This is a genomic window from Microcoleus sp. B13-B6, from assembly GCF_036705405.1.
In the GTDB taxonomy this organism is placed as follows: domain Bacteria; phylum Cyanobacteriota; class Cyanobacteriia; order Cyanobacteriales; family Microcoleaceae; genus Microcoleus.
On record NZ_JAUBUJ010000033.1, the window covers coordinates 19,779 to 44,941 of the forward strand.

Below are 25,163 nucleotides of genomic sequence, written 5' to 3' on the forward strand. Positions count from 1 at the left end.
TAGTAGCGTGTTATACCACTTTTTTCGTCCAGGAATGACCGGGTTTGATGTATGAAAATACTGCGTGGATCGCGCTGGCTGTGGGTTGAACAACCCGGAATATTAGTCAAGTTCAAGCAGGTTGAATTTGACAATAAATTATGAAGTTAAAATAAAGATAAACTGCGGATTTCTGAAGATAAAATGACAAAAATATTGGTAGCATTTTTTCGTTGCACTCCTATTTTCGCGCGTAAGGGCTAATTAGTAATTGGTAACGGCCAATTGGTAATTGATACGAGTTTAAAACACTAGATATCAATTTTGTTGTGATTCATCTGCAGGCGATGGGGGCCAAGGCGCCACAGCACCCAAAGCAGATTTGCGGCCTAATTGCTGTTGCCGAATTCGCTCCAAATTTCCCGCCGGAATAGAAGCTATGAGTTGCCGCGTGTAAGCTTGCTGCGGTTGGCGGTAAATGCGCTCGGCAGTGCCAATTTCCTCGATTTTACCTTTGTTCATGACGATCGCGCGATCGCTCATAAACTTGACCACGCTCAAATCGTGAGAAATAAAAATATAAGTCAGTCCAAACTCTGTTTGCAACTCCTTCAGCAAATTTAAAACTTGCGCCTGCACCGACACATCTAATGCCGAAACCGACTCATCGCAAATAATAAACTTAGGATTCAAAGCCAAAGCTCTAGCAATACAAATTCGCTGCCGCTGTCCGCCCGAAAACTCGTGAGGGTAGCGCCGCATAAAATCGGGATTTAAACCCACTCTATCCAACAAATAAGCAGCGCGATCGCGCTGTTCTTTCTGGTTCTTACCAAAGCGGTGAATCACCATCGGTTCCATCACCGCATCCCCAACATTCAGGCGCGGATCGAGAGAACTAAAAGGGTCTTGAAAAATAATTTGCAGATCCCGCCGCAGCCATCGCAATTTGCGATCGTACTCTTTTTTCATCCGATAATTAGCCATCCACTGCGATGCCGAACTACTTTTCGCAGGAGGCGTAATTTCTTGACCTTCAAAAAACACTTTACCGCTGGCGATCGGAATTAATTGCAGCAAAGCCCTCGCCAAAGTAGATTTGCCGCAGCCAGACTCACCCACCAAACCCAAAGTCTCGCCAGGGTAAACCTCAAAAGAAATATCGTTGACCGCCATAAATAAGCGTTTAGTTTCGCCAAACATTCCCTGCACCGGAAAACCGACTCGCAAGTTATCAACAGCTAGCAAAGGCTCGGAAATATTCGGCAGCCGAGGCGGTTTTCCTGTTGCAAAAGCGGGATTTCCCCCGCTGTTGTCGCCGTCTAAATCGGCATTTTTCTGGACAATTACTAATTCGCCGCTAGCATTTGTGGTGACATCCATAAAATCGGAAACTGTCGGCAAGCGGCGCCTTTGCCGATCGAGAGTTGGGCGGCAAGCTAACAGACCTTTTGTGTAAGGATGTTGGGGATTGCTGAAAATTTGTTCGATCGCACCGCACTCAACAATCTTGCCTCGGTACATCACCGCCACCGTATCGCCAATTTCAGCAATGACGCCCAAATCGTGGGTAATAAAAATCATTGCCATGCCTCTAGAGTCGCGCAACTCCCGCAGCAAAGCTAAGATTGTTGCCTGCACGGTTACGTCCAAAGCCGTGGTAGGTTCATCAGCAATTAATAAAGTTGGATTGCAAGAAATGGCCATTGCAATCATCACGCGCTGGATTTGACCGCCTGAGAGTTCGTGGGGATAGCGATCGAGCATAGCTTGTTTTTGGCCGTTGACGAGCTGCATCAAATCGCGATCGTCCTCCCGAACCGCTTCTTGCCGCAAAGCCAAACACCGCTGCCTGAGCTCATCGTCGCCCGGTAGCAGCTTCACCTCTTGCAGCAGAGAAGCAGCTTGGCGCCGCGCTTCTGTCTGCGACACCTGTTGGTGCAAACAAATGGCTTCTGTGAGTTGAAATCCGATCGTATAAACGGGATTTAGCGAACTCATCGGCTCTTGAAAAATCGTTGCAATCTGGCTGCCGCGGTATGTTTGTTTTTCCCTGTCCGGCATTTCCAGCAGATTCACAGGCCCCTTGCTAGCGCTGTCTTTTGTCGGAGAAAACCAAATTTCGCCATCGATTTTCGTTGACGAACTCGACAGCAAACCCATCACAGCCAGGGATGTTACCGATTTTCCCGACCCCGACTCTCCCACGATGCCCAGAGTTTGCCCTCGCTTGACCTCAAAGGAAATGCCGTCAACCGCTTTGACGGTTGCAGACGCATCGCCTGCGTCCGCAGATTGAAATTGAACCCGCAGGTTGCGAACTTCTAGAACGGTTTCACTCATGGAGGTCTATGGCAGTTAAATGGAGATTAAGTGGATTGTAGCAGGGCCTGTGGAAGGCAGAAGGCACGGGGAAAGTTTTAAGATTGCTTCGATCCTCGCGAAGCGTGGCAATCTGAAAACTCAGGGCTAGTTATAGATAGCGGCTCTCAATCAGGTGAGGTACTCGCCGGCTTTCTTACCAATTCCCCAATCGAAAATCGAAAATCGAAAATCCCAATCAGTACCTGACTCAATAATTGACAATTGCGATAAGTGCCTTCTGCCTGCAATTTTCCTCAAAAACCGATGATTTGAGTGTCAGCAGGCAGTGCAGTGGCCTCGGAGACCTTTTTAAACACGGTTGCCTGCTCGTTTAAGGAATTAGGTCTGGCCTGTCCGGGATTAGTGCCTTGCAACTGAAGCCGCATTTGACCTTCGGGAGTCAATTCAAAAACAGTCTGAACGGTTTCTGTGCTGCTGAGGCCGACATCAATGTGCATCGGTTTTTCACCGAGATTAACTTTGTACCTCATTTCTTTGGCGCGGGCGGCTCCGTCGGGGCCTTTCGCCATGAGAAACAATTTGCCTTCTGGGGCAAAGACGAAGGTGAAAGACTGACCGGAGGCGACTGTGCCTTGCCATTGGCCTAGGAGTTGCTGGTCGATGCTGCTAGCGGCCGGGGCTGCTGTTTCTTGGGCAATTATTGGTGCTGCTGCGGATGCGGGGCCGTGTGAAGCGGTGAAGCTGGCGAGGATGCCGAAGCAAAGGCCACCTGCGATCGCTTTACCAATCATTTTTGAATTAGACATGAGACCGATCTAAAAATTGGTTATTTGTTTTGTACACTGTAGCGGTAAAACCGTACTTTATTTAGTTTAAATCCCTTTTAAGGATAGATATAGGTTGCGGTTCCAACCTGCAACGCAGTTGTCATCCCCCGACTAAAGCTTTTCCTGAGCTTGTTGAAGCGTCACGGGGCTTTCAGTTTTTTTTATTGTAAAATCCAATACAAATTCGGCTTAAGCTGCACAGTTCGCTGTTCTGAGTAGATTGTTCTTCACTCAAAACAGCTAATTGACTATTGCGTTCGATCGCACTCCCAGATAGTTTGGCAAATCGATCGCATTAATAGTCTTTCATTAATTTTTTTCAGTATCGGGTTCGACTTGTTCTGTCGGAGATTCCGGCGCGGCTTCCTGTGGATTTCGCGATCGTTTCATTCGCTCCAATGCCTCTGCGTAAGACCAAGCCATGCTCACAATAAAAGCTTTCGCCATGCCGGACAAATTTTGTGCATCCTCGCTTTCAGGCGCTTCAGCTTTTTGGTTGCCGTCGTTCATCATGTTTTTGTTTTCTCCCGGGCAGGTTTTTCTAGCGATTTTTTGCAGTGTGCGATCGATACCCAAAAATTATGATTTTGCTTGCACCCGCACCCTACTTATCTTTGAGGGTATGACCTTGATTACCACAAATAATATCATAAATACGCTGATTCGATGACCGGATCAGAAAGAAACCTTAACTTCGCTGGTTGCCCGCAGCACTGACTCTTGCTGGAAAGTGCGCTTGTAAATTTCGATAATTTCATGAATAGCTTGATTCTTGGCCGGACTACTTTCATAAATTAAAATAACTATTTTAGAGTTTTCTCTAATCAGAATTCCAGAACTGTTGAGAAACTGCCCGGAGCCCTCTAATACGGTTAGCCCTTCCCGAAAGCGAGGGGTAATAACCGCCTTGACAAACTCCTGCCATTCGGATTCAGAAATGGTCTCGCCTCCAGGTTTTGTTAAGCCAAAATACAGTTCATCTTTGAGGAGATTTGTTTGCTTGGCATTAGTATCCGAAGTTTCGGGAATTTGAGCGTGGGCAATTGTGGCCGGACAAACAGGCAGGATGAACAGCAGGCCGGTCAAGCAAAGACTGTTAAGATGTTTATTCATCAGGAATTACGCGGAACTTCTATATTGTGGGCCGTTGTTTCTAGCGTGCCCTTGAAATGCTGATAGAGAATAAGCTGTTGGGCATCTAAATTGTATTTTTTGGGCGGGCGAGACGCCCACCCCACAAGACTTTTCTTAAATTTGACTCTACAATTTAAATGCACTTCAGCTTACTGCAATATCTCAGTTTTAACCACCGAGTCTGATCAACGGGTTTTTAACGCAAATTTGATTTAATTTAACATAAAAGACTTCCAACTCAAAAACCCAGTTTCACCTGAGAAACTGGGTTTTTGAGCGTCTGTTCTAGTTTATTTATGATCGCCTACTTGATTGCGTCTGTCGTATTAAGCTGCTACGCATCTAAATTGAATACAGAGACGGGCAGGATGCCCGTCCCACAATAATTGTAGAAAAATTGACTGTCAAATTAGATGCACAGCAGCTTAACTAGCTCAACCTATTTTAAACGTCAAACTTTTCAGGTGTTCAGAAACCCGGAAGGGCGAGAACTCTTGGCTGCGCCCTTAAAGCAATCAGGTTTCTCAGTGTTATATTTTTTTAGGTGGAGCTAGTTATCCTTTAATTCGCGGACACTTCTCTTAGCAGTGTCTTGGTACATCTCCCCCATTTCTTTCACGGCTGCTCCTGCCTCTTGCCCAATCTTCTGAACTCGTTCGCCCGGAGAGTCTGAGGTTTCGCGAGCTTCTTGCCTCCATTCCCGTGTTGTTTGGGGTCTTTCAGGATTGTTTAGATCAGCCTTTGAGCTGGCTTGCGCGCCAAAACCTTTGTTACTGCTTCCGGAATCAACATTTGTTGTTAGCAGCAGAAAACCGACTAGGACAACACTCAAAAAACTCTTGATTTGAAAGCCCTTAAGCAGGGAACTGATGCGAGCAATGGCTGTGGAAATCAAATTCATCTGGGTCATACTCCCTAAGTTTATTGGTGATATTTTTGAACATTTTTTCATCTAATAGACTGGCTCCAAAATCAGCAGCTAACGCGAGGGGAAGCCAATTTAGCTTCAACTTGCTATTAACCAGATAAATAGAGTTATAGGTTAGCGATTAAATCTGGTAAACACGCCACCTATGTGTCAGCCAATTAGTTTTTTCACACATGATTATCACGTTAACAGCAGCCAAAGAGTTCTACCTCTAACTAAAGTCATAACTTAGTTAGAAGTAAAAACAATATTTTTCAGCACAGGGTTAGAGAATTTTTAATCAATCATGCTCTGCAGCGCAAATTCTTATTGCAAGCGATCGCCCGTTTTCACGTCAAACCAGTGCAGCAACTGAGGCGGAAAAACCAGCTCTACAATTTCAGAATTCCAGTGGCGGTCATTTGGCAGCAAAGCCCGCACCGTTACTGACTCCACACCTTTAACTCGGACGCTAACTAAATTTTGCATCCCCAAGTTTTCCACTAAAAAAACCTCACCTTTAATTGCCTCTGGGGCCGACATATTGCCGGCCTCTACATCTGCAAAGCCGACGTGTTCCGGGCGAATTCCCAACACAATTTCTGGCGGCACAGTAGGTATATTTGGGAGTGGAACTCGAAAATCCCCCAACACAGCAAAATTGCCCTGGCATTTAAGCACTAGCAAATTCATTTGCGGGCTGCCCACAAAACCGGCTACAAACTGATTTGCCGGACGAGTATAAATTAAGTGTGGCGGATCTAGCTGCTGGACGCTGCCGCTGTTGAGAACTGCGACTTTTGTAGAAAGCGTCATTGCTTCGGTTTGGTCGTGAGTGACGTAAACTACAGGAGCTTTTTGAGAGGAAAACAATTGTTTGAGTTCAGCCCTAACTTTTTCTCGTAATAATGCGTCGAGATTGCTCAAAGGTTCGTCGAGCAAAAATACTTCCGGTTGGCGCACTAATGCGCGGCCAAGGGCGACTCGCTGCCGCTGTCCGCCTGATAGTTTTCCTGGTTTGCGATCGATTAATTCTGTCAATCCGAGGGATGTTGCAACTTCTGTCACTAACCGATTGATTTCGCTGGAGGAGATTTTGCGAAGTTTGAGGCTCGATGCCATATTCTCGTATACTGTCATGTGCGGATACAGCGCGTAACTTTGAAAAACCATTGCAATATCGCGATCGCCCGGTCTGAGATAAGTGACATCGCGATCGCCAATTCTAATCTCGCCTCTAGTCGGCTGTTCCAACCCTGCAATTAAGCGCAGCGTCGTAGATTTGCCACACCCTGACGGCCCCAACAAAGTCAGAAATTCCCCTTCGCTGACATCCAAACTAATGTCTTTCACGGGAACAACTTTAGGGCTGTAGGTTTTATTGAGGTTTTTGAGTTGCAATTTTGCCATGATTTTTAAAGTGTTGACTGTTGACTGTTGACTGTTGATTGTTGACTGTTGACTGTTGACTGTTGATTGTTGACTGTTGATTGTTTACTCGTTACCAGGCTCTGCTTGGTCACGCATATCCGGAGGCTCTGCCTCCAATTTTCCTGTTTAAAAAGCGAGGCAGAGCCTCTAGATATCGGTTCCCAGGCAGAGCCTAGGAACGAGTTCTAAACTATCCTTTTACCGCCCCGGCTGTTAAACCCTGAACAATGCGCCGCTGGAACACCAAAACCAGCAAAACCAAGGGCAAAGTTCCCAAAACGGTAGCTGCGGCGATCGGCCCGTAAGGAATCTCAAATACTGACACCCCGCTGAGTTGAGCCGTGGCAACGGGGATTGTTTTTAGAGATTCGCGAGTCATAAATGTTAGTGCAAATATAAACTCGTTCCAAGCTGAAATAAATGTCAAAATTCCCGTTGTGACTAAAGCTGGAAATGTCATCGGTAGCACGATTTGCCACAGCATTTGAAAAGTGTTGTATCCGTCAACTTTAGCCGCATCTTCCAAATCTTTTGGCAACTGTTGAAAGAAACTCCGCATCACCAAAATTGTCAGCGGCAGATTGATCGCTGTGTAAGGAATAATTAATGCTAAATAATTATTGCCTAAATCCAAAGCTTTGACAATTTCCAGCAGTCCCAAAAATAGCAGCACCGCCGGAAATAGGGTTACAATCGTCACACTTGCCAGGATGATTCTCTCGCTCCACAGCCGCAACCGGGCTAAAGCGTAAGCTGCGGGAGCGCCTACTGCTAAACACAGCAATGTTGAAGTAATGGAAACAAAAGCGCTATTTAATATGTAAAGTGCAAACGGGCGACGCTGGAACAGCGACAGGTAATGCTCGAAAGTAATTCGTTTGGGAATGTAGACGTTGGGAATCGCTGAAATATCTGCATTTACTTTGAATGAAGTTAGCACTTGCCAGATAATGGGTGCGAGAAAATATGCGACGATTAATATCGCTGAGATTGCCAAGATTAATTGCCGGATGTCAAAGGTTTTTTTGGTGGGTTGTTCGCGGGCGATCGACATAATTTATACCAATTAAAGGAACGTGCTAAGTTGTTCTGCATTTAGATTTAACTTTCTGGGCGGGCTTTCCTGGACACCCCACAAGAGTTTCAAGAAATAGGATTGTGCGGCGAGAAACCGGGTTTCTATGAGTTTTGTGAACAGTCACGAGAAATTTACGAAGAAACCCGGTTTCTGGGCTCTGTGTGCGATCGCAAACTAACTTAACCAGTACCAATCTAAAATCTAAAATCCCAAATCTAAAATTGACTGGCGCGGGCTCTCGATAACAGGTAAGCGGCGATCGCAACTGCTGCCACTAACAGCAAAAAAGTACACACCACCAAAGCAGCCCCATACCCAAAGTCTAAATACCTCATTACCGTGCTGTAAATGTAGATAGAAACCGTCTCAGTTGCCCCCGCCGGCCCCCCTCCCGTCATCACCTGAATCAAGTCAAAAATGCCGAAAGCTTGGGCAAATCGAAACAGCATAGCAATCACAATTTGGGGCATCAACAGGGGCACAGTAACTTGACGGAAACTCTGCCAGCTACTAGCGCCGTCAATCGCGTGTGCTTCGTATAAATCACCGGGAATCGATTGCAATCCCGCTAGCAAAAGCAAGCTGACAAAGGGCGTAGTTTTCCACACATCCGCTGTAATCACTGCCATCATTGCCAAAGTCGGATCTCCCAGCCAGCTAATGCTATTTTGAATCAATCCCAAACGCATCAAAACATCGTTAATTACGCCGTATTGATCGTTAAAAATCCACGCCCAAGCTACTCCCATCAATGCAGTCGGCAGCGCCCAAGGTAGCAGGGAGATTGTGCGAACAATGCCGCGCCCTGCGAAGGATTGATTTAAGACTAAGGCAATTCCCATACCGAGAATTAATTCCAGCACAACAGAGGCGACAGTAAATACTGTGGTGTTGCCTAAAGTTTGCCAGAAACGCCCGTCACCTAACATTCGACTGTAGTTAGCAAAACCGGAAAAAACCAGTTTTAATTCTGTACCGAGGTTTTGGGTGAATAAACTCAGCCAAAAAGCGCGCAATATTGGGTAAGCAAATACTAGCATCAGAATTATCAAAGCTGGTGCTACTAATATCCACCCGGTTTTTTGTTCGCGCTGTCGCATCTTGTCTAATTGCATATTTCTCACCTTTAATTTATTTTGGGGCGGGCTAGAAGCCCACCCCCTACTCCTCACAATTGAATTATTTTTTTGTGGAACAGGCATCTTACCTGTTCCTAACTCTTTGTGGAACAGGCATCTTGCCTGTTTCTAACTCTTTGTGGAACAGGCATCTTGCCTGTTCCTAACTCTTTGTGGAACAGGCATCTTGCCTGTTTCTAACTCTTTGTGGAACAGGCATCTTGCCTGTTCCTAACTCTTTGTGGAACAGGCATCTTGCCTGTTTCTAACTCTTTGTGGAACAGGCATCTTGCCTGTTTCTGACAGAGGCAAGATGTCAAATTTACGAAGCTTTGGGTTGTTTTAAACTGCCTAATAAATTGCGAGTTTCGCTAGCGGCAGCTTTCATTGCTTGTTCTGCACTCATTCTCCCGGTAAAAGCTGAACTCAAATAACGCTGCAAAATATCAGAAGCTTGAGCGTATTGTGCCAGGGGCGGGCGCAAAGCTGATCGTTCCACTACTTTTAGCAGTTGCGGGTAGTGGGGATATTTGGCGACTATTTCTTTGTTGGTAAATAGGGATTTGTAACTGGGAACTAAACCGGTTTGTATAATAAATTTGCGCTGGGTTTCCTCGCTGGTAAGGTATTTAATTGCTTTCCACGCTTGTTCTGGATGTTTTGAGGTTTTGGCAATTCCCCAGCCCCAGCCGCCCAAGCAGGAACCGCCTGTTTGGCCGATACTGCTGAGCATTGGCTCGATCGCAATTTTGCCTCTAACATTCGATCCTTCGGCATTTGCCAGCTTCCAAACATAGGGCCAGTTTCGCAAAAACAGCGCTTTGCCATTTTGAAACAACAGCCGGGTTTCTTCTTCGCCGTAGGTGGTGACACCCGGAGGAGAAATGCCAGAGGCGATCGTATTTTTGAGAAATTCCACTGCTTTAATTGCTTCTGGTTTATCTAAGCCAACTTCAAAAGTTTGCGGGTTAGCCCAAAAGCCGCCGAAACCGGAGAGCACTTCAACAAACATCGCAGATACTCCCTCGTATTGTTTACCTTGCCACAGATAACCCCAAGTTGCTTTTCCCTGTTTTTGCAAGTTTTGAGAGATTTTTACCATCTCTTCAAAAGTTTTCGGGGCTGGAATCCCCGCTTGTTCTAAAATGTCTTTGCGGTAATAAAGCATTCCGGCATCGGAAGCGTGGGGAATTCGGTAAAGTTTGCCCCGATAGCGCCCGCCTTCGACGTTACCTTGGATGAATTTTGATAGTTGTTCGGGGGGAATTCTGTCTGTCAAATCGCTTACCCAACCTGCGGCTGCAAATTTGGGAACCCAGACAATATCCATGTTGATGATGTCGTAGGGCGATTCGCCTAAAAGAAAGGCAGATGTGTAAAGATTTTCTATGAGGTTGCTGTCAAAAGGCCCTTCTATGAGGTTGATGCGAATGTCGGGGTTTTTCTGTTCAAATTCTTTGACAAAGGGTTTCCAGTTAACAAGGTCTTGACCTTGCATTAACATGGTAATCACGACTGGCTGTTGAGTCAGTGCCGGCAGAATAAATAAAAGTAAGACTGTCGCTAATGTGACAGCGAATAAGGCTAAAAGACGGGGACGCTTCTGGCTTCGTTGCTGCGGGGAATTTATTTTTTGCATTTGTTTTTGAGAAATGGCGGTGCGATCGCCTTCTTTCTCTCATAACTCGCTTTCTTTTGTTTCGCTGGATTTACCGAGTTTGTGCAATAAAAGTTTAAGTAAACTTTAGCTTACTTAATAATCCTTGAGTGAAGAATGCAAATTTTGATTAAACTGATTAGATGGCGAGTTAAATCAACATCTATCTACAGATAGATATTAAACCTATTACAAAAATCATCAACTATCTTGAGATTATCTGCGTTTATCTGTGTTTATCTGCCTGTAATCTGCGGTTAATCCTTCTATCAAAGATTTATGCAATTCAAGTCTATTGAGAACATTTAAATAAATAATTCTTCCTTCTTCCTTCTTCCTTCTTCCTTCTTCCTTCTATCCTTTACATCCGTTACATCCGTTACATCCGTTACACAATCCGTTGCCGAACTTCTTCCTTCTAAATACAAAAAACACCGCTCCTCAAAACAGGAGAACGGTGTATAGGGGGTGTTATGGGTTGTTGTCTGGGATTAACCTTAACAAATCAGGGTCGGCTGAGGCTATGCCTTGTGATGGTTAAAAAATTGGCACAAACCTGCATTATCACCCATTGATCGATCGACCGCGAGCGATTAGCCCAACCATTCCACAACAGCATCCTGCTTGGTATTGGTGCGCCGTTCTGGGGTTTCGCGGTTGAATTTCAAGTGGATGGCGCGGTTTTGTTCGCCGTCTGCTGCTACTGCAAAAATCGGATAGTCGATTAAGCCGTCTTGGAAAGACATCTGGAAGCGGAAAGTGCCGTCAGCATTGAGTTTAATCGGCTGTCCGCCTACGTAGACGGTAGCGTCGGGTTCGGTGGCGCCGTAGACGATCAGTTCGGCATCAGCAACTAACCAGAACTGGCGGGGGCGCATCGGGGCGGCGAAGCCAACTCCCGACATACCGACACCGGACATACCGAAACCTGACATGGTGAGACCGGACATACCGACACCCGACGCGGTGAGGCCGGACATACCGACACCCGACGCGGTGAGGCCGGACATACCGACACCCGACGCGGTGAGGCCGGACATGGTGGGAGCCGCCCACATTCCGACGCCGGAGGGGAACACGTAGGAACTGAGAGCTTGTTCGTGGATGCCGACTTGCTGGACGGAACCGGCTACGTGCTGCATGGAACCGAAGACAGAACCCGCTACGCGCAGGGCTTCTGCAGATTCTGCCATGCCGAAGATTTGTTCGTAGATGGCGTTGCTGGTGCTGTAACCACCGCCATTGACTGCTTTTGCGAGTTTCTTGGCCGGAGGAACCAGTTCCGCGAAGGTTTTGCCCTGCAATTCTTCTTCCCAGTCGAGGGTGATGAATTGATCTTCAATCCAGTCGCTGGGATAGACGGGAGGAACCCGGACTTCGGCCGATCGAGCTAATACCAGCCAGCGGCCATCTGCACAGCGGTAGCCGATGTCGATCGCGTAGTCCCGATCGCTCACGGGGATTGGCACGTACCATTCCCGCGCCAATTCGTCGCAGGGATATTCTTGAATGCTGTGCGGGCTTTGAATGTCGAGGTTAACATCTGTAACGTCGTAGATCCGCAGGGCGAGTTGCTGTCCTCCTTGGCGACGCAATTCTTCTTTGCGATCGTTGGGAATGTCCCAGTAAGTGTAGGCCCATTCTGGGTCGCGGGGCATTAAAACCACCCGGCTTTCGCCGTAGCCGTTGGGCAAATCTGCTAAACCTTCATCTACAGATGACAAAGAACCGCCGGTTCTATCTTCTTGACCGAGTTCAAACTTTGCTGCTTCCACTGCTTCTTGTGCCTCTAGTTTGCGAGATGGACTGTATGAAAATTTGGTGCGCTGAATTTCTTGAATTGATGCCAGAAGTTGCGATTTCCGCATCCGGCTGTAGCGAGAGACTCCACATTCGCTAGCAACTCTGCGGAGTTGTCGCAAAGTCATCTCTTCTAATGGTGGGCGTTCTTTTGCCATGAGTTTGTTCTCCACTAATTTAGGATGGCGGGTTAGATTTTTCGTTTCAACACAAATGTGTTGACTTTTTGAGTTAGAAACTCTTTTAAATGCAAATATGATCGAGCTTCCAAATCTCTCCAACCTTTGAAGCCTTGATTGTTTTTAGCTTGTCTTTTCCCCAATGCGATCGAGGGTTGTGACTTCTTGGCTTCTGCGCGCACCGTCCGATCTAAATAAAACTTTTCTGTCGATTCTTGATTGACAAGATCGATTTTGTGAGTGCGATCGGTGCTGCTAGCAACGCTGTGCTGGCAGCACACGCGCTATTCGACTCCCAGTGCTGCTTAATCGAAGCATTTCTTTGGGATCGCTTTGTCATGACTTAATGTTGCAGACAAGTTGCGATCGGGTCAAGGGGTCTTTTCCCTCAATTCTGGGTACTTATACGCATTTTCGTGATTTTGGGGATCACTTTGTCAGGGAATCTTGACATTCGGGAGGTTTGGGGGATCGGTGTTGAAGCGAATGTCAGGATTTGATGACCAATGGGATAGGGGGCTTTTGATGGGTTTGGAGGGTGGGGGCGATCCGTATGCAATATCTATATCTTTAGGAATTCGATCGCACTTCCAGCCAACTATTCTCCCGATGCTTTTCTCTCCATCACTTCCTGTCACCAAGGGATTAAATTTTTGTTGGCGCGCTCATACTATATGCTACTATAGCATATAGTAGCAAAGTAAAATCCAAGATAGAAGATACAATGTCTATAGAATTAAAAGAAAAAGAACTCGTGGGTGGAAAACGCAAGCGGGAGTTGATAGCGGTATACATCCCCAAAGAAAAGAAAGTCGCTTTAGAGGCGTGGGCAGCCTCAGAAGAGCGATCGGTTTCTTGGATAGTCGCCAAGCTGATCGATCAAGCACTTTGCTCCCGTCAACAGCAGCAGGAAGGTTTGGACAATGACAACTAACCCACGGGGCTATCTCGAAGATCCTGAAGATGAAATCCAGCGTATGGGGAGTCCTCAAACCGAATCCGTTGTAGCAGGAACCAGAAAAAAAGCAGTTGAACGTTGCTTAGAAGAAGCAAAAGGACGGAAGTTACTCGCCGTTCAACACTTTCAGAAAAACATTTGGCGGCTCTCCTGAACTTGTGGTTATAATTTTATCTAATCAGAGAAGCAAGCTAATACGCGATTCCTGAAATTATTAAAATTAGAAAAGCCATATCCTTGGCGCATTATCAACTTAATTCGATTGTTGATTCCCTCCATAACTCCACTTGTTGTGCGATTAAGAAAGTAGTTGCAAATACCCTCAAAATGATTTTCACTCGTTGATGCAGATTCTCTAAAAAATACTTGTGCATGATTTAGCCATTCTTTAATTTTTGCCTGCCCTTCTTTGACGGTCAAATTAGTCTCATATATTTTTCTAAATTTTTCTTTCATCTCATACGCAATTCTCAAGCATTCTGATTTACCTAGTGCCATCTCTAATTTATCAATCTGAAGAGGATTCAAGTTTATTCGATTACTTAACAATAAATATTTACTTTTCCTATCTGTTATTCCGGCTGCTCTGCGTAATTTATTCAAATCTTTATTAACTACTTTCATCACATGAAAACGATCGATAATAATTTTGGCGTTGGGAAATACTTTTTTGATAACTTTAGGAAACCCTCCCCACATATCAACACTCACTTCCTCAACTTGCTCTCGAACCTCAATTGCTTGTTGCATAAGGACTTCAATGATTTCTTCACAGCGATGAGAATCAATCATCTCAATTAAATTACCTTCGGAAATGTCCCCAACAACAGTCACAAAATTTCCTTGACCTTTCCGCATACTTATTTCGTCGAGACAAATTCGTTTAACCTGTTCCCAATTCGGTTTTTTTTTCTGCTTATTTGTCTGCTCAAATATTCCTTTTATTTCGTCATAACTCAGTCCTTCTTCTCGTCCAATTTGCTCCATGCTCGATTGTTTGACACGCTCATAAATATTTTGTTCGTATCGTTGAGTATGCCGTCTTTTAATGTCCAAAAAATCTACTTTTTCTGTGGGATATCGTTGGCAATTAGGACAGTAAAACTGCCGTCGCGGGACTTTTAAATACACAGGACGACCAAACACTGGCAAATCTCTTACTAAGATTGGTCGATTCTGATGCAATTGTTCGGTATAATTTTGACAGTGATGACAAACCATACTTTCTCCTACAATTCTCAGTCCTAATAAAATTTTTCCATCAATTTGAGTACAACTTTCAACCTTCACTCCAGGCAAGTCTAATATATAATCCAAATAAAAGTCCATGAGAATAAATGTATTGTTTGTTACATTATACACCATAAAGTCAGGAGAGCCCATTTGGCAGTGTATTTTCCCAGGAGGCGAAGATGAAGACTAAAGATACAATTGTTTGGGACTATAAACAGGGTTGGACTTCTCCAGAACTAGAAGTTCCGGCAACAGGTAAAATTGCTATTTTTGTCGATTACCCAGATGACGACTTAAGTATGCCCATCATTGAACCCGAAGTAGAAGAACTTTTGTCAAGTTTAGGCTATGTTGGTGAGGGTCGCTACATTGGAGAAAACGATCGCCTCAAACCCTGCGATACAAAAACTGTCACTTATGTAGAAACATTCTCTATTGAAGAGTTGAGCCATCATCTCAGAATACTGAATCAAACTATCATTCCGAGGGAATGGTTTTATATCTTAAATTCCGAGGGAAATATTATCCATCTTCAAGAGGCGATCGTTCCAGCATAACCGCTCGATTTAAAAATTAGCGATCGCTTGAGAATAGATATATTTGTCTTTGGGAATATGACAAACTGGAAAACTTCCGGCAGTAGCTGGTGGAGGAGTGAAGGTAAAAAGCATTAATCACATTTTACGGAGTCAGCCTCAAATGACCATACTTACATCAGAACAAATTGCACAATATCGCTCTGAATTGGCGAGCGATCCAGAGGCATTAGCTGCACTTGACGAAGTTGAAGCTTGTGATAACAGTTTAGAAGATGCAGCAGAAGTGTTAGCAATTGAGTCGGGATACACAAAATCCACTCTGGCAGAGTCAGACCAAAGTTATTTAGACAAGTTAACCGAGAAAGCACGAAAAGTTATCTGTAGCAAATACACAGGTGATTTACTAGAATTATTCAAGGATTTGAGAGATTTTATGCCGTTTCCTGCTAATTTAGCAACCTTAGTTGCTATCAACGTGACTAAAATAGGTGTTAATAAGTTTTGCGAGTCGTCAGAGTCTGAAGCTTAGATTCCTGTAGCTGTAAAGGCTGCCCAATCGGAAGGGTGAGCAAAGGGATATGCTTGAGATAGGCGATATGTTATTGAGGCCTCAGCTTTCCTACGCTCTACTTTTGGCAGTTTACTAAGGATTTCATCAATTAGAGGCTTGTATTTAATCAGGCTTTTTTTAAATTCGTCCACAGTTAAATCCCGTAGCCGTTTCTGTGCTAGGTTGAGGGCGATCGCAATATCTCCCTCTTCTAACTGTTTATATTTTCTCAGGTTTTCATAAAACTCAATCATCAGAAAAGCAGCAGACAGTTGATCAACCTCCCAAAGGGTACTGACGACGCTAGGACTACCTGCAAACAGAAAACCACTTGGTAAACCGATATACTCATCGCTGATGCTGTTAAAATCTGTCATGCCAGTTTCACAAGCTGAGAGGATAACCAGGCGACATTGATTTAAGTCTAGAGCAAAGATTTCTCCCAGCGTCAGGTGTCCATCCGCCAAAATTAGAGCTGATTTTTCAAAGTTAAATGTAGCATGACCGAAGAAGTGGAAGCAGTGGGCAGAGCGTAGTTGTTCTGATTGAATGAGGCTAGCTTTTATTGCTTTGTCTCCAGGGAGAACATAGTCATTCGGCTGAAAATAAGGACGGATAGCTTCAACTCCAAAATCAACATAGGGACGGTCTTTAGTAGGATTTTGAACAGCAAATAGGTGGGTAAAGTCGGGGCGTTGTCGTTTTTGTGCTTGTAGTAATAGCTGACAACTCGGTGCATAGCTGACACCTTTGGGGAAAATATCGAGGAGGCACAATTCACCGACTGGTAAAGCATGAAGGGGGAAAAGATGTAAGGCCAGATGGGGGATGAGGATTAGCTGCTGACAATCTTTGGGAAGATGGGAAAGAATCTCATCCAAGTGCAATATCTTTGCTAATTCCTTGAGTCGCGGAGTTAGCTGAGTCATCCAGTTGTCTTTTTGCTCGTAGTAATCATCTATATAAGCATTAGCCCAATATACCAAAGCATTTCGGTCATCGATGGTGGCAGACAAAACGAAGGGTTGCGGGCTGTGGTGGGTAAAGATAAATGTATGGAAGCTTTCACGAGTGATATACCACTCGATAATTGCAGTGTGGTCATCTAAAGTTGCCTGAAAGTGGTCAAAGTTGAAGCCAGAACCGATGGGTAGATAGCGGTTTTGTAAGTCGTTGCGCTGCTGTCGTAACTGCACAAGATGTAGCGCTATAGTTTCTGGGTTATCGGTTTTACCAGTCTGGATTTTGTTCTGATTAGTAGCAATTTCGTCTCGAAGTTGTTCTAGTTCTGTGACAGCTTCTGGGGGGAAAATGTTATGTAAATCACGGGTGAGGATTTGTTCAACTAGGTTACGATTTTTGCTGCGTTCGGCATATTCAATCGCTGCGGTGTAATTGCCCATCTCTAGGCACACTTCCACCAGAGATTGATAGCTTTTGTTCCATTCCTCAGCTAGTTTTTGCTTAGATTCATCTCCAGAGACTATCTCGCTACGCAGAAATTCCACTGTTTCAATAGCAGTGGCAAAGGCATCATAGGCAAGAGGCTGCTGGTTTATTTGTTGGTAGGCAAGTCCAAGGTTAAATAAGGTTTCGGTATAATCTTGGGGCAAAGCATCACGGGTGTAAACTTCAAGTGCTGCTTGGTAATAGCGAATTGCCACTTCTAAATTTTCTGCCTTGTCTCCTGTGATTCTGTTAAAGTAAGCAGCAGCCAGATTATGTTGAGTCATTGCCCAATCTAGGGGAAATACTTCGCGATTGAAAACTGATAGTACGGCTTGGCAATAGCCAATAGCCACTTCTAAGTTTCCTGCCTTATCTCCTGTAATTCTGTATAAGTAGGCAATACCCAGGTTGTTGTGAGTCAATGCCCAATTTTGAGGAAAAGCATCGCGGTTGTAAACAGAAAGTGCTGCTTGGCAATAGCCAATTGTGGCTTCTAAATTCTCTGCCTTGTCTCCTATGATTCTATCACGGTAGGCATTAGCCAGATTATGTTGAATCAATGCCCATTTGTTGGGAAAAGCCTCACAATTGTAAACCGAAAGTGCGGCTTGATAATAGCCAATTGCGAGTTCTAAATTCTCAGACTTGTCTCCTTTAATTCTCTCATAGTAGGCATTAGCAAGATTATTTTGAGTCGCTGCCCAACTTTGAGTAAAAGCTTCGCCTGCGTAAACAGAAAGTGCAGCTTGGCAATGATTAATTGCAACTTCTAAATTCTCAGACTTGTCTCCTTTAATTCTCTCATAGTAGGCATAGCCAAGATTATTTTGAGTCATTGCCCAATATTGGGGAAAGCCATCGCAGGTGTGAACCTCAAGTGCAGCTTGATAATAGCCAATTGCGACTTCTAAATTCTCTGCCCTGTTTTCTTTGATTCTGTATGAGTAGGCATTGCCAAGATTATGTTGAGTCATTGCCCAATCTTCGGGAAGGGCTTCGCGGGTGTGAACCTCAAGTGTGAATTGATAATAGCTAATTGCCACTTCTAAATTCTCTGCCCTGTCTCCTTTGATTCGGTCTGAGTAGGCATTAGCCAGATTATTTTGAGTTGCTGCCCAACCTTGAGGAGAGGCTTCGCGAGTAAAGACAATAGCCACAACTTCATGACCTGCGATCGCAATCTCCAAATTGTTAGCTACACTCCCCAGAGGGAACTCATAAATCCAGTTGCTAAAAGTACCAATAATCGCCGCAATGTATTGTGCTTCTTCTGATTTCACCTCTGACAGTTTCGCTGTTGTCCAATCTCGCAATGCAGAGGCAAAGTCATCATCCAATTTATCTAGGTTATCTTGCAGCAGTTGGTACACCACCTGCTGGTTTCCCTTGCTATCTTGAGTTGCCTGCAATACCTCCATCAAGAAATCAAAATACACCTCTAGGGATGTTGCCGCTGAAGAGTTGGCAATCATCTCACCCAAATGAGAAGCCCAATTTCGCAACCAAGTAGCGTTATTCTCATCCCCCTGCTGTGCCAGATAGTCAGCAACTTGTAGCATCATTTGCACTAACCCATCATCAACCAACTCTGAGTTAGCATTCAAAATCTCTGTTGCTTCATCTTCAGTCGGACAATTTAATAACAAATAGATCAGATGCAGATAGGCTTGACGGTGGCTTTCATCCATTGTGGGCGATATTCGGAGTAGTGATGTTATTTTCTACATCAGGATTTGCACTTTTTCGGGATGCAAAATAATATTCCCTACAGGGGGCCTTAGTTGCTGCTACTACGCATCCAAAAACCCGAATTCTGGCAAAAGTCGGGTTTCTCAGAAATCCTGTATAATAATCGATCTTACCTAGCTAACTCTAATTTTGCCGCCCGCTTGTTTAAATGGTAACTAGCGCTTTCTTCGAGCAATTGACGAGCAAAACTAGGTTGTTGGGAGTTCAATAAATGCAAAATATCTCGATACAAACGACAAGCCTCATCATCATTTAAAATGCGGCTGTGGAGGATTCTAGTCCATTCCGAAGCAACGAGCATTAATTGCGGTACAACTGTAACAAACGCTTGAATCTGTGCTGACACATCAAAAGATTCTAGAAAATGAATCAAACCAAACATGACTTCTGGCTGTTCGCAGCGATCGTCTAAAATCAGATGTAAATCTGGCAAATCTTTATCTTGAGGACGCTCGGCAAGTGAGGCTAAAGCATTTTCAAAAGCTATAACTTCATCAGCCGAGCGCATCAATTTCTTCGCTTCTAAAATACTAATCCAGATTTTTTTTTTCATCAACTATTACCTTCCTCGTCTGATTCACCTATTATCGGTTTTTGAGCAGCGTGTCGCACAAAAATAATCTGAACGCTATCATCAACAATCGTAAACAGAATCCGATAGGCATTTCGTCCCTTGCCGTAAACCAGTTGTCTGATTTCTTCGTCAAAAAAACTATTCTCAAATGCTAATGAACAACGAGAAGGCATATTTTCTAGCGATAAAGTAGCTTTATACAATCCTTCTAACCAAGTTCTAGCCTTCAGAGAAGAATGATTACTTAACCAAAAATAGGCTTCCTCAATGGCTTTTTGCGCTGCGGGTTGGATAATGACTTGATATTTCTGATTCATGGGGAACTGTCTAACTTATCAAGCAGTTGATTAAAGAAATCTTCGGCTTTTTTCCCTTCGCCTCGCGAGCTTTGTTCCAACCCCAGTTTAATTCCCTTTAAAGTTTCCAATAACTCAAACGCATCTAAAAGCTTCTGATAGGATTCAGCATCCTGAACAACTAACTCAGCTTTCCCGTTGACAGTTAGAACCACAGGATGTTTGGTTTGCTTGATCCGCTGCACAAACTCAGTGGTATTGCGTTTAAAATCCGTGAGAGAATGTATGTCTTTTGAAAGGTTTATCATAAATAACATTAAATTAGCATCTAATTTAATGTTAAACTATACCTTCGGAGTTTGTCAATCTAATTTTGAAAGTAAAAAAGACTGTGACACGATAGAATAGATAATAGCCATCGCGAGGCCGCACAATATGTTCAACAACACCATTACCATTCCCCAAACCTTCAAAGTAACTCACGAACAGTTCCAGCAAATTGCTGCCGTCAACCGTGAGTTAAGACTAGAGAGAACAGCTACAGGAGAATTAATTGTTATGCCCCCCACAGGAAGCGAGACAGGCAATCGAAACCTAGATATTGAAGGACAACTCTGGCTGTGGAATCGCCAAACCAAGCTGGGAGTAGCATTTAACTCTTCTAGCGGTTTTCAACTGCCCAATGGTGCCGATCGCTCCCCTGATGCTTCCTGGGTTAAATTAGAACGGTGGCAAACTCTCACACCCAAAGAACAAGAAGGTTTCGCTCCCCTTTGTCCAGACTTTGTTGTAGAATTGCGCTCTAAATCGGACAACATGGAACCATTGCGAGAAAAAATGCGGGAATACATCGCGAATGGAGCTCGTTTGGGGTGGTTAATCGATCGCAAAAATCAGAAAGTCGAAATATACAGACAAAATCGGGATGTGGAAATATTAGATAATCCCACAACTTTGTCCGGGGAAGATGTATTGCCGGGATTTGTCTTAGATTTAACAGATGTTTGGTAGCGACAGCGAAAGATTCACCAACCGCAATATAATAAATTAGAGCAGTACCTCAATCCCAAATCTCAAATCCCATGCCCCTAACGCTTTACAACAGCTTGACCCGTCGCGAATCACCTTTTGAACCCCTCGAACCAGGAAAGGTGCGGATGTATTGCTGCGGCGTTACGGTGTACGATTACTGCCACGTCGGCCACGCCCGCGCTTACATTGTTTGGGACATGGTGCGCCGCTATCTGATGTGGCGAGGATACGATGTGCGCTACGTGCAGAATTTTACAGATATTGACGACAAAATTCTCAACCGCGCCCGCGAAACAAATTCCACAATGGAAGCCGTGGCGCAACGCTTCATCGATGAATATTTCGTAGATATGGACAAGCTGAATATTCTCAGGGCCGATGAATATCCCCGCGCCACCCATACAATCGACGGCATTAAACGGCTGATTCACGAATTAGAAAATAAAGGTTATGCCTATGCTTCCGGTGGCGACGTTTACTACAAGGTGAGGCAGTTTGCCGATTACGGAAAACTTTCCGGCCGCAAGTTGGAAGAAATGCAAGCCGGGGCTAGCGGTAGATTGGAAACCGCAGAAATAGAAGCTCAAAAAAAGCAAGATTCATCTGATTTTGCCCTGTGGAAAAGCGCTAAACCCGGAGAACCTGCTTGGGATTCATCTTGGGGAAAAGGTCGCCCCGGATGGCACATCGAATGTTCGGCGATGGTGCGCGATTGCTTGGGCGAAACAATTGACATTCACTGCGGCGGTTCCGATTTAACTTTTCCGCACCATGAAAACGAAATTGCTCAATCTGAAGCCGCGACTGGCAAGTCACTTGCTAATTATTGGATGCACAATGCTTTTGTGACTGTCAATGGCAAAAAGATGTCGAAATCTTTGCACAATTTTATTACAATTCGCGATTTGTTGGATGGGAATTGGTCGGGCGATTTGGAATCTAACCCCCCCGCAGCCCAGGGCGGGCACGGGGGCACCGCCCCTACGCAGGGGGGGAGTCAGAAGTCAAAAGCGGTGGAACCGATGGCGGTGAGGCTGTTTGTGTTGATGGCGCAGTACCGCAGTCAAATTGATTTTACCGAAGAGGCGATCGCTAGCGCTAGAAATGGCTGGAATACCATCAATGAAGGTTTGCTGTTTGGGCTGCGCTACGGTTCTCAACTGAATTGGGACGTTGAGAAAACTGGACAGGATAGCAAAGCTGTGCAGGAATTCCAATCAGCGATGGACAATGATTTCAATACTCCCGGCGCTGTGACGATTTTGTTTGAATTGGCTAAGGAATTGGCCAAAGAAGGCAATATTTTAGTGCATCATGGAAAAACAGAAACTTCGCCGGATTTGTTGCAGCAAAAATGGCTGACATTGGTGAGTTTGGCGGGGGTTTTGGGTTTAGAAGTTCAGCCGGAAAGTGATAGCAATGATGCTGTTGATGGTTTGAGTGATGGGGAGATTGAGGCGATGATTCAGCAACGGAAAGATGCCCGGAAAGCTAAGAATTTCGCTGAGGGCGATCGCATTCGCAACGAACTTAAGGATCGGGGCATTACTCTGATCGATCAAAAGGATGGTACAACCATCTGGCACCGGAGTTGAAACTAAATTCATAGTCTGCGGAGGCAGACTTTGTTTGACAAGAAGCGGTTTCAACCGCCGAATTCTAAACACGCTCTAATGTCTTCCTCCGTCAACTCTGGAAAGTCGTCCATAATCTGTGCATGAGACATTCCCGCAGCCAGCCAACCCAACACATCATAAACGGTAATTCGCATTCGCCTGATGCAAGGCTTTCCACTGCGTTTACCTGCTTCAATTGTAATGATGTTGTCGCTCATGACAAAACCGAGTTTAGTACATTTTTTTAGTGTAGCCTAGTCTTTGAATAAGCGATACAATTTACTCAACTTCGCAATTTGTTCAACATTAGAGCTAATAGCCTAACTCTATGAATACCCTCGACCAAGTGCTAGAAACTGCTTTACAACTGTCCTACGAACAGCAGGAAATGCTGATAAAAATCCTGCAAAACCGTCACCGCGAGAGTGTCCGCGCGGAAATAGCTGCTGATGCTCAACAAACCTTAGCTGATTTCCGTACAGGCAAATTTCGACAGCAGTCAGCCGAGGATGTTATTTCAACATTACGCCAGTCTTTGGACGAGCCGGAAGCATGAGACAACTGGTTCTGACTCCCAAATTCAAACGAGCATTTCGCAAGTTTGTCGAACTGAGATGTTGCACCATTATCAATAAGCTTTTTAGGAACAGGCAAGATGCCTGTTCCACAAGAAAATCTACTGTTTGTGGAACAGGCATCTTGCCTGTTCTTGAGAATGGTGCAAGATGTGAGTCAAACGAAATCCTGAGATCCAGCAACGTATTGAAGAATCTCTTCAACAAATGGAAGCAGATGTATTTTTTCCAAACCTAGGTACCCACAAACTAGGCGGCAAACTCGACGGTCTTCAGTCCTGCTCTTGCGGCTATGATTGTCGTATCGTTTTCTCGATTGAAGAAGATACGGAAACAAATAGTGAAGTCATTGTTTTACTCGATATTGGGACACATGATGAGGTCTATTAACTGTGTCAGTTATTATTAGACGACCACTTCATAAAGAAATTGAATTTTTATTTAACTTGTTCACAAACTCCGCAACAGCCGCGACAAATTCTGCGGTGGATTCATAGGGCAAAACATTGCGCCCCGGCATTAATAAACCTTCCGCATTGGGAAAGTTAGCCAAATATTGCGCTAATCTTTCATCGGGTTTCTCTTCCTTACCCGCTTGACTGATGCTTGAGGCTTTTTCTCCCATCACAATGAGTGCAGGTCGATCGAACTTTTGAATCGTACCGCTATAATCCTGGCGCCAAAACCCCGCTAAAAACGAGAAAACCGCGTGACGGCTGTCAGGATTTGCCGCCCCAGCCTGCAAAGCATCCAACCATTCGCTGTCAACTTTTGCCGCATCGCCAAACAGTTGTTTCACAGAAAAAGAACGCAAAAACTCACCGCGTCTGGCGTAGCGGTAAAAAGCATTTCCCAAGGGAGAATTTAACAAATTCCAGACAATCCTTTGCTGTCTTTCTGTCGAATGTTTGTTCATGACAGCCCAAGCGGGAGGCCCTGCGAGGACTAAGCCGCGAATTAAATTTGAGCCGCTTTCCTGCTGCATTTTTGCTAAAGCCAAGCCTACAGACAGTAAAGCACCTTGTACGAGGACGATCGCAGGTTTTTTCACTACAGTTTCCAAGAAATACTGCAACTGTGCCGCCCAATCGTCTGGATAGCAAGCCACAGCAGGCATTTCGCAATCGCCGCAGCCCAAAAGGTCGGGATTATAAATCGGATTACTGTTCCCTGCTTTGTACCAACTCTCACAAAATCTATGCCAAAAGATTCTTGACAAACCAACTCCTATCGGATGAATTAATAACAAAGGGATGCTATCTTCTGTCGCAGTAGTTGGGTTATAAACTTCATAAGCACAACGGTAATTTTGCCATTCGTAAAACAGCGTTGGTGATTTTATAGACGAAAGGGTTGACAAATCTTTATTTGAAGGTGGTGATTGCATATTAATCTTTTAATTTTTTACTTGTTTGTTTACTTATGATGCTACGACAATGTGAGTTTTAGCTTGAACATTTGGTGGCGAGTGGGCAATCCTAATCTCTACGTTGCTGCCGAGTGCGTTGAGAAAACGAAATAGGCGTTCCGTAGAGAAATCTAATAATTTACCGCGCATCAATGCTGAGAGTGTAGGTTGATCGATTCCTAATAGCTTTGCTGCTTGGTTCTGGGTTAGTTGGCGTTCCGAAATTAATTCACTAATCTGATGAGCTAGTTCTGCCTTAATCAGTAATTCCTCTGGATTGGGTAGCCCTAAATCAGCAAAAACATTTCCACTACTGGAATGCACTTTTATTTCTTCAGTCATTTTGTTCCTCCAATTCTTGCTGTTCTAAATATTTTTTGTAGTGTTCTTTGGCACGCTTAAGTCGAGAGTCAATCAAATCTATATCTTGCTTGGGGGTAGCAATTCCCTGCTTTGATTTTTTTTGAAAAGAATGAAGAACATAGACTATTCCTTCAAATTTTACGGTATATATCGCTCGGTAAGTGTCGCCATCAAAATTCTCAACAATTTCTAGAACGCCAGCACCTTTAAATCCTTTAAGCGGTTTAGCATCAGGATGCTTTTTACCCAGTTGAGCGCGGTACAAAGCAAAACCCATAATTTGCTGAACATCTTCAGGAAAGTCGCGCAAGTCGTCACGGGAACTGCCGATCCATTCAACGGGTTTTAAGAGCGACTTCATAATCTTAATTATATTATTTATATCA

30 protein-coding genes are annotated in these 25,163 nt (G+C 44.5%); 8 read left to right on the top strand and 22 right to left on the bottom strand.

Features of this window, described 5'->3' with window-relative positions; all coding sequences use genetic code 11:
- Positions 1–297: 297 nt before the first annotated feature.
- The 13 genes from QUB35_RS16765 to QUB35_RS16825 all read right to left on the bottom strand — a co-directional run bounded on the left by QUB35_RS16765 (position 298) and on the right by QUB35_RS16825 (position 13,076).
- The gene (locus QUB35_RS16765; protein WP_333142933.1) at positions 298–2,322 is read right to left on the bottom strand and encodes an ABC transporter ATP-binding protein; all 2,025 of its coding nucleotides are present in this window, start codon (positions 2,320–2,322) and stop codon (positions 298–300) included.
- Positions 2,323–2,597: 275 nt separating this feature from the next.
- Complete coding sequence (locus QUB35_RS16770; RefSeq protein WP_333142934.1) at positions 2,598–3,110, bottom strand: hypothetical protein; 513 nt, start codon at positions 3,108–3,110, stop codon at positions 2,598–2,600.
- A 330-nt stretch (positions 3,111–3,440) separates the two neighbouring features.
- Complete coding sequence (locus QUB35_RS16775; RefSeq protein ID WP_333142935.1) at positions 3,441–3,644, bottom strand: hypothetical protein; 204 nt, start codon at positions 3,642–3,644, stop codon at positions 3,441–3,443.
- Between the two features lie 162 nt (positions 3,645–3,806).
- Complete coding sequence (locus QUB35_RS16780; RefSeq protein ID WP_333142936.1) at positions 3,807–4,244, bottom strand: DUF3574 domain-containing protein; 438 nt, start codon at positions 4,242–4,244, stop codon at positions 3,807–3,809.
- 571 nt (positions 4,245–4,815) lie between these two features.
- Positions 4,816–5,175 (bottom strand): hypothetical protein, encoded by a 360-nt coding sequence (locus tag QUB35_RS16785; RefSeq protein ID WP_333142937.1) that lies wholly within the window; start codon positions 5,173–5,175, stop codon positions 4,816–4,818.
- A 324-nt stretch (positions 5,176–5,499) separates the two neighbouring features.
- Entirely contained in the window at positions 5,500–6,582 is a 1,083-nt protein-coding gene (locus tag QUB35_RS16790) for an ABC transporter ATP-binding protein (protein WP_333142938.1), read from the bottom strand.
- A 211-nt stretch (positions 6,583–6,793) separates the two neighbouring features.
- Positions 6,794–7,657 carry a carbohydrate ABC transporter permease gene (locus tag QUB35_RS16795; RefSeq protein ID WP_333142939.1) on the bottom strand — a complete coding sequence of 288 codons (864 nt, stop codon included), beginning with the start codon at positions 7,655–7,657 and terminating at the stop codon, positions 6,794–6,796.
- 239 nt (positions 7,658–7,896) lie between these two features.
- A complete protein-coding gene (locus QUB35_RS16800; protein WP_333142981.1) occupies positions 7,897–8,796 on the bottom strand; it encodes a sugar ABC transporter permease in 900 nt (299 codons plus the stop codon).
- Between the two features lie 325 nt (positions 8,797–9,121).
- Entirely contained in the window at positions 9,122–10,438 is a 1,317-nt protein-coding gene (locus QUB35_RS16805) for an ABC transporter substrate-binding protein (protein ID WP_333142940.1), read from the bottom strand.
- Between the two features lie 323 nt (positions 10,439–10,761).
- Positions 10,762–10,884 (bottom strand): hypothetical protein, encoded by a 123-nt coding sequence (locus QUB35_RS16810; RefSeq protein ID WP_333142941.1) that lies wholly within the window; start codon positions 10,882–10,884, stop codon positions 10,762–10,764.
- A 165-nt stretch (positions 10,885–11,049) separates the two neighbouring features.
- Positions 11,050–12,414 carry a DUF4912 domain-containing protein gene (locus QUB35_RS16815; RefSeq protein WP_333142942.1) on the bottom strand — a complete coding sequence of 455 codons (1,365 nt, stop codon included), beginning with the start codon at positions 12,412–12,414 and terminating at the stop codon, positions 11,050–11,052.
- Between the two features lie 32 nt (positions 12,415–12,446).
- A complete protein-coding gene (locus QUB35_RS16820) occupies positions 12,447–12,716 on the bottom strand; it encodes a hypothetical protein (RefSeq protein ID WP_333142943.1) in 270 nt (89 codons plus the stop codon).
- Between the two features lie 156 nt (positions 12,717–12,872).
- Positions 12,873–13,076: a hypothetical protein gene (locus QUB35_RS16825; RefSeq protein WP_333142944.1), complete on the bottom strand. Its 204-nt coding sequence runs from the start codon at positions 13,074–13,076 to the stop codon at positions 12,873–12,875.
- An 83-nt stretch (positions 13,077–13,159) separates the two neighbouring features.
- On the opposite strand from QUB35_RS16825, the gene QUB35_RS16830 reads away from it, so the two are divergent.
- Together QUB35_RS16830 and QUB35_RS16835 are read left to right on the top strand one after the other, a co-directional pair.
- Complete coding sequence (locus QUB35_RS16830) at positions 13,160–13,369, top strand: ribbon-helix-helix domain-containing protein (RefSeq protein ID WP_333142945.1); 210 nt, start codon at positions 13,160–13,162, stop codon at positions 13,367–13,369.
- Positions 13,359–13,547, top strand: coding sequence for a hypothetical protein (locus tag QUB35_RS16835; protein ID WP_333142946.1), 189 nt, complete (start codon positions 13,359–13,361; stop codon positions 13,545–13,547). Before QUB35_RS16830 ends, QUB35_RS16835 begins: the two co-directional genes overlap by 11 nt.
- Positions 13,548–13,567: 20 nt before the next feature.
- Here the strand turns inward: QUB35_RS16835 and QUB35_RS16840 are convergent, their stop codons facing one another.
- The gene (locus QUB35_RS16840; protein ID WP_333142947.1) at positions 13,568–14,776 is read right to left on the bottom strand and encodes an ISL3 family transposase; all 1,209 of its coding nucleotides are present in this window, start codon (positions 14,774–14,776) and stop codon (positions 13,568–13,570) included.
- Positions 14,777–14,805: 29 nt separating this feature from the next.
- On the opposite strand from QUB35_RS16840, the gene QUB35_RS16845 reads away from it, so the two are divergent.
- Entirely contained in the window at positions 14,806–15,183 is a 378-nt protein-coding gene (locus QUB35_RS16845) for a hypothetical protein (protein WP_333142948.1), read from the top strand.
- Positions 15,184–15,325: 142 nt separating this feature from the next.
- Positions 15,326–15,694 (top strand): hypothetical protein, encoded by a 369-nt coding sequence (locus tag QUB35_RS16850; RefSeq protein ID WP_333142949.1) that lies wholly within the window; start codon positions 15,326–15,328, stop codon positions 15,692–15,694.
- Here the strand turns inward: QUB35_RS16850 and QUB35_RS16855 are convergent.
- From QUB35_RS16855 to QUB35_RS16870, 4 genes are all read right to left on the bottom strand, one after another.
- The gene (locus QUB35_RS16855) at positions 15,691–18,852 is read right to left on the bottom strand and encodes a CHAT domain-containing tetratricopeptide repeat protein (RefSeq protein WP_333142950.1); all 3,162 of its coding nucleotides are present in this window, start codon (positions 18,850–18,852) and stop codon (positions 15,691–15,693) included. The genes QUB35_RS16850 and QUB35_RS16855 overlap by 4 nt on opposite strands.
- A gap of 170 nt (positions 18,853–19,022) precedes the next feature.
- Entirely contained in the window at positions 19,023–19,466 is a 444-nt protein-coding gene (locus QUB35_RS16860; protein ID WP_333142951.1) for an Imm30 family immunity protein, read from the bottom strand.
- The gene (locus QUB35_RS16865; RefSeq protein ID WP_333142952.1) at positions 19,466–19,804 is read right to left on the bottom strand and encodes a type II toxin-antitoxin system RelE/ParE family toxin; all 339 of its coding nucleotides are present in this window, start codon (positions 19,802–19,804) and stop codon (positions 19,466–19,468) included. The genes QUB35_RS16860 and QUB35_RS16865 overlap by 1 nt, the downstream gene beginning before the upstream one ends.
- Positions 19,801–20,091: a type II toxin-antitoxin system Phd/YefM family antitoxin gene (locus tag QUB35_RS16870; protein WP_333142953.1), complete on the bottom strand. Its 291-nt coding sequence runs from the start codon at positions 20,089–20,091 to the stop codon at positions 19,801–19,803. Before QUB35_RS16870 ends, QUB35_RS16865 begins: the two co-directional genes overlap by 4 nt.
- A 127-nt stretch (positions 20,092–20,218) precedes the next feature.
- On the opposite strand from QUB35_RS16870, the gene QUB35_RS16875 reads away from it, so the two are divergent.
- Together QUB35_RS16875 and cysS are read left to right on the top strand one after the other, a co-directional pair.
- Positions 20,219–20,794 (top strand): Uma2 family endonuclease, encoded by a 576-nt coding sequence (locus tag QUB35_RS16875; protein ID WP_333142954.1) that lies wholly within the window; start codon positions 20,219–20,221, stop codon positions 20,792–20,794.
- A gap of 71 nt (positions 20,795–20,865) precedes the next feature.
- Entirely contained in the window at positions 20,866–22,410 is a 1,545-nt protein-coding gene (cysS, locus tag QUB35_RS16880) for a cysteine--tRNA ligase (protein WP_333142955.1), read from the top strand.
- A gap of 50 nt (positions 22,411–22,460) precedes the next feature.
- Here cysS and QUB35_RS16885 read toward each other — a convergent pair whose 3' ends face one another.
- Positions 22,461–22,649, bottom strand: a complete 189-nt coding sequence (locus QUB35_RS16885) for a DUF433 domain-containing protein (protein ID WP_333142956.1) — start codon at positions 22,647–22,649, stop codon at positions 22,461–22,463.
- Positions 22,650–22,759: 110 nt separating this feature from the next.
- Between QUB35_RS16885 and QUB35_RS16890 the strand changes: the two genes are divergently transcribed.
- Positions 22,760–22,987: a hypothetical protein gene (locus tag QUB35_RS16890; RefSeq protein WP_333142957.1), complete on the top strand. Its 228-nt coding sequence runs from the start codon at positions 22,760–22,762 to the stop codon at positions 22,985–22,987.
- Between the two features lie 226 nt (positions 22,988–23,213).
- Complete coding sequence (locus QUB35_RS16895; RefSeq protein ID WP_333142958.1) at positions 23,214–23,396, top strand: plasmid stabilization protein; 183 nt, start codon at positions 23,214–23,216, stop codon at positions 23,394–23,396.
- Positions 23,397–23,424: 28 nt separating this feature from the next.
- Here QUB35_RS16895 and QUB35_RS16900 read toward each other — a convergent pair whose 3' ends face one another.
- Genes QUB35_RS16900 through QUB35_RS16910 form a run of 3 tightly spaced genes read right to left on the bottom strand, consistent with a single transcriptional unit; the run spans position 23,425 to position 25,138 of the window.
- Positions 23,425–24,393 carry an alpha/beta fold hydrolase gene (locus tag QUB35_RS16900; RefSeq protein WP_333142959.1) on the bottom strand — a complete coding sequence of 323 codons (969 nt, stop codon included), beginning with the start codon at positions 24,391–24,393 and terminating at the stop codon, positions 23,425–23,427.
- A 33-nt stretch (positions 24,394–24,426) separates the two neighbouring features.
- Positions 24,427–24,756 carry a helix-turn-helix transcriptional regulator gene (locus tag QUB35_RS16905; RefSeq protein WP_333142960.1) on the bottom strand — a complete coding sequence of 110 codons (330 nt, stop codon included), beginning with the start codon at positions 24,754–24,756 and terminating at the stop codon, positions 24,427–24,429.
- Positions 24,749–25,138: a type II toxin-antitoxin system RelE/ParE family toxin gene (locus QUB35_RS16910; RefSeq protein ID WP_333142961.1), complete on the bottom strand. Its 390-nt coding sequence runs from the start codon at positions 25,136–25,138 to the stop codon at positions 24,749–24,751. Before QUB35_RS16910 ends, QUB35_RS16905 begins: the two co-directional genes overlap by 8 nt.
- Positions 25,139–25,163 lie beyond the last annotated feature (25 nt).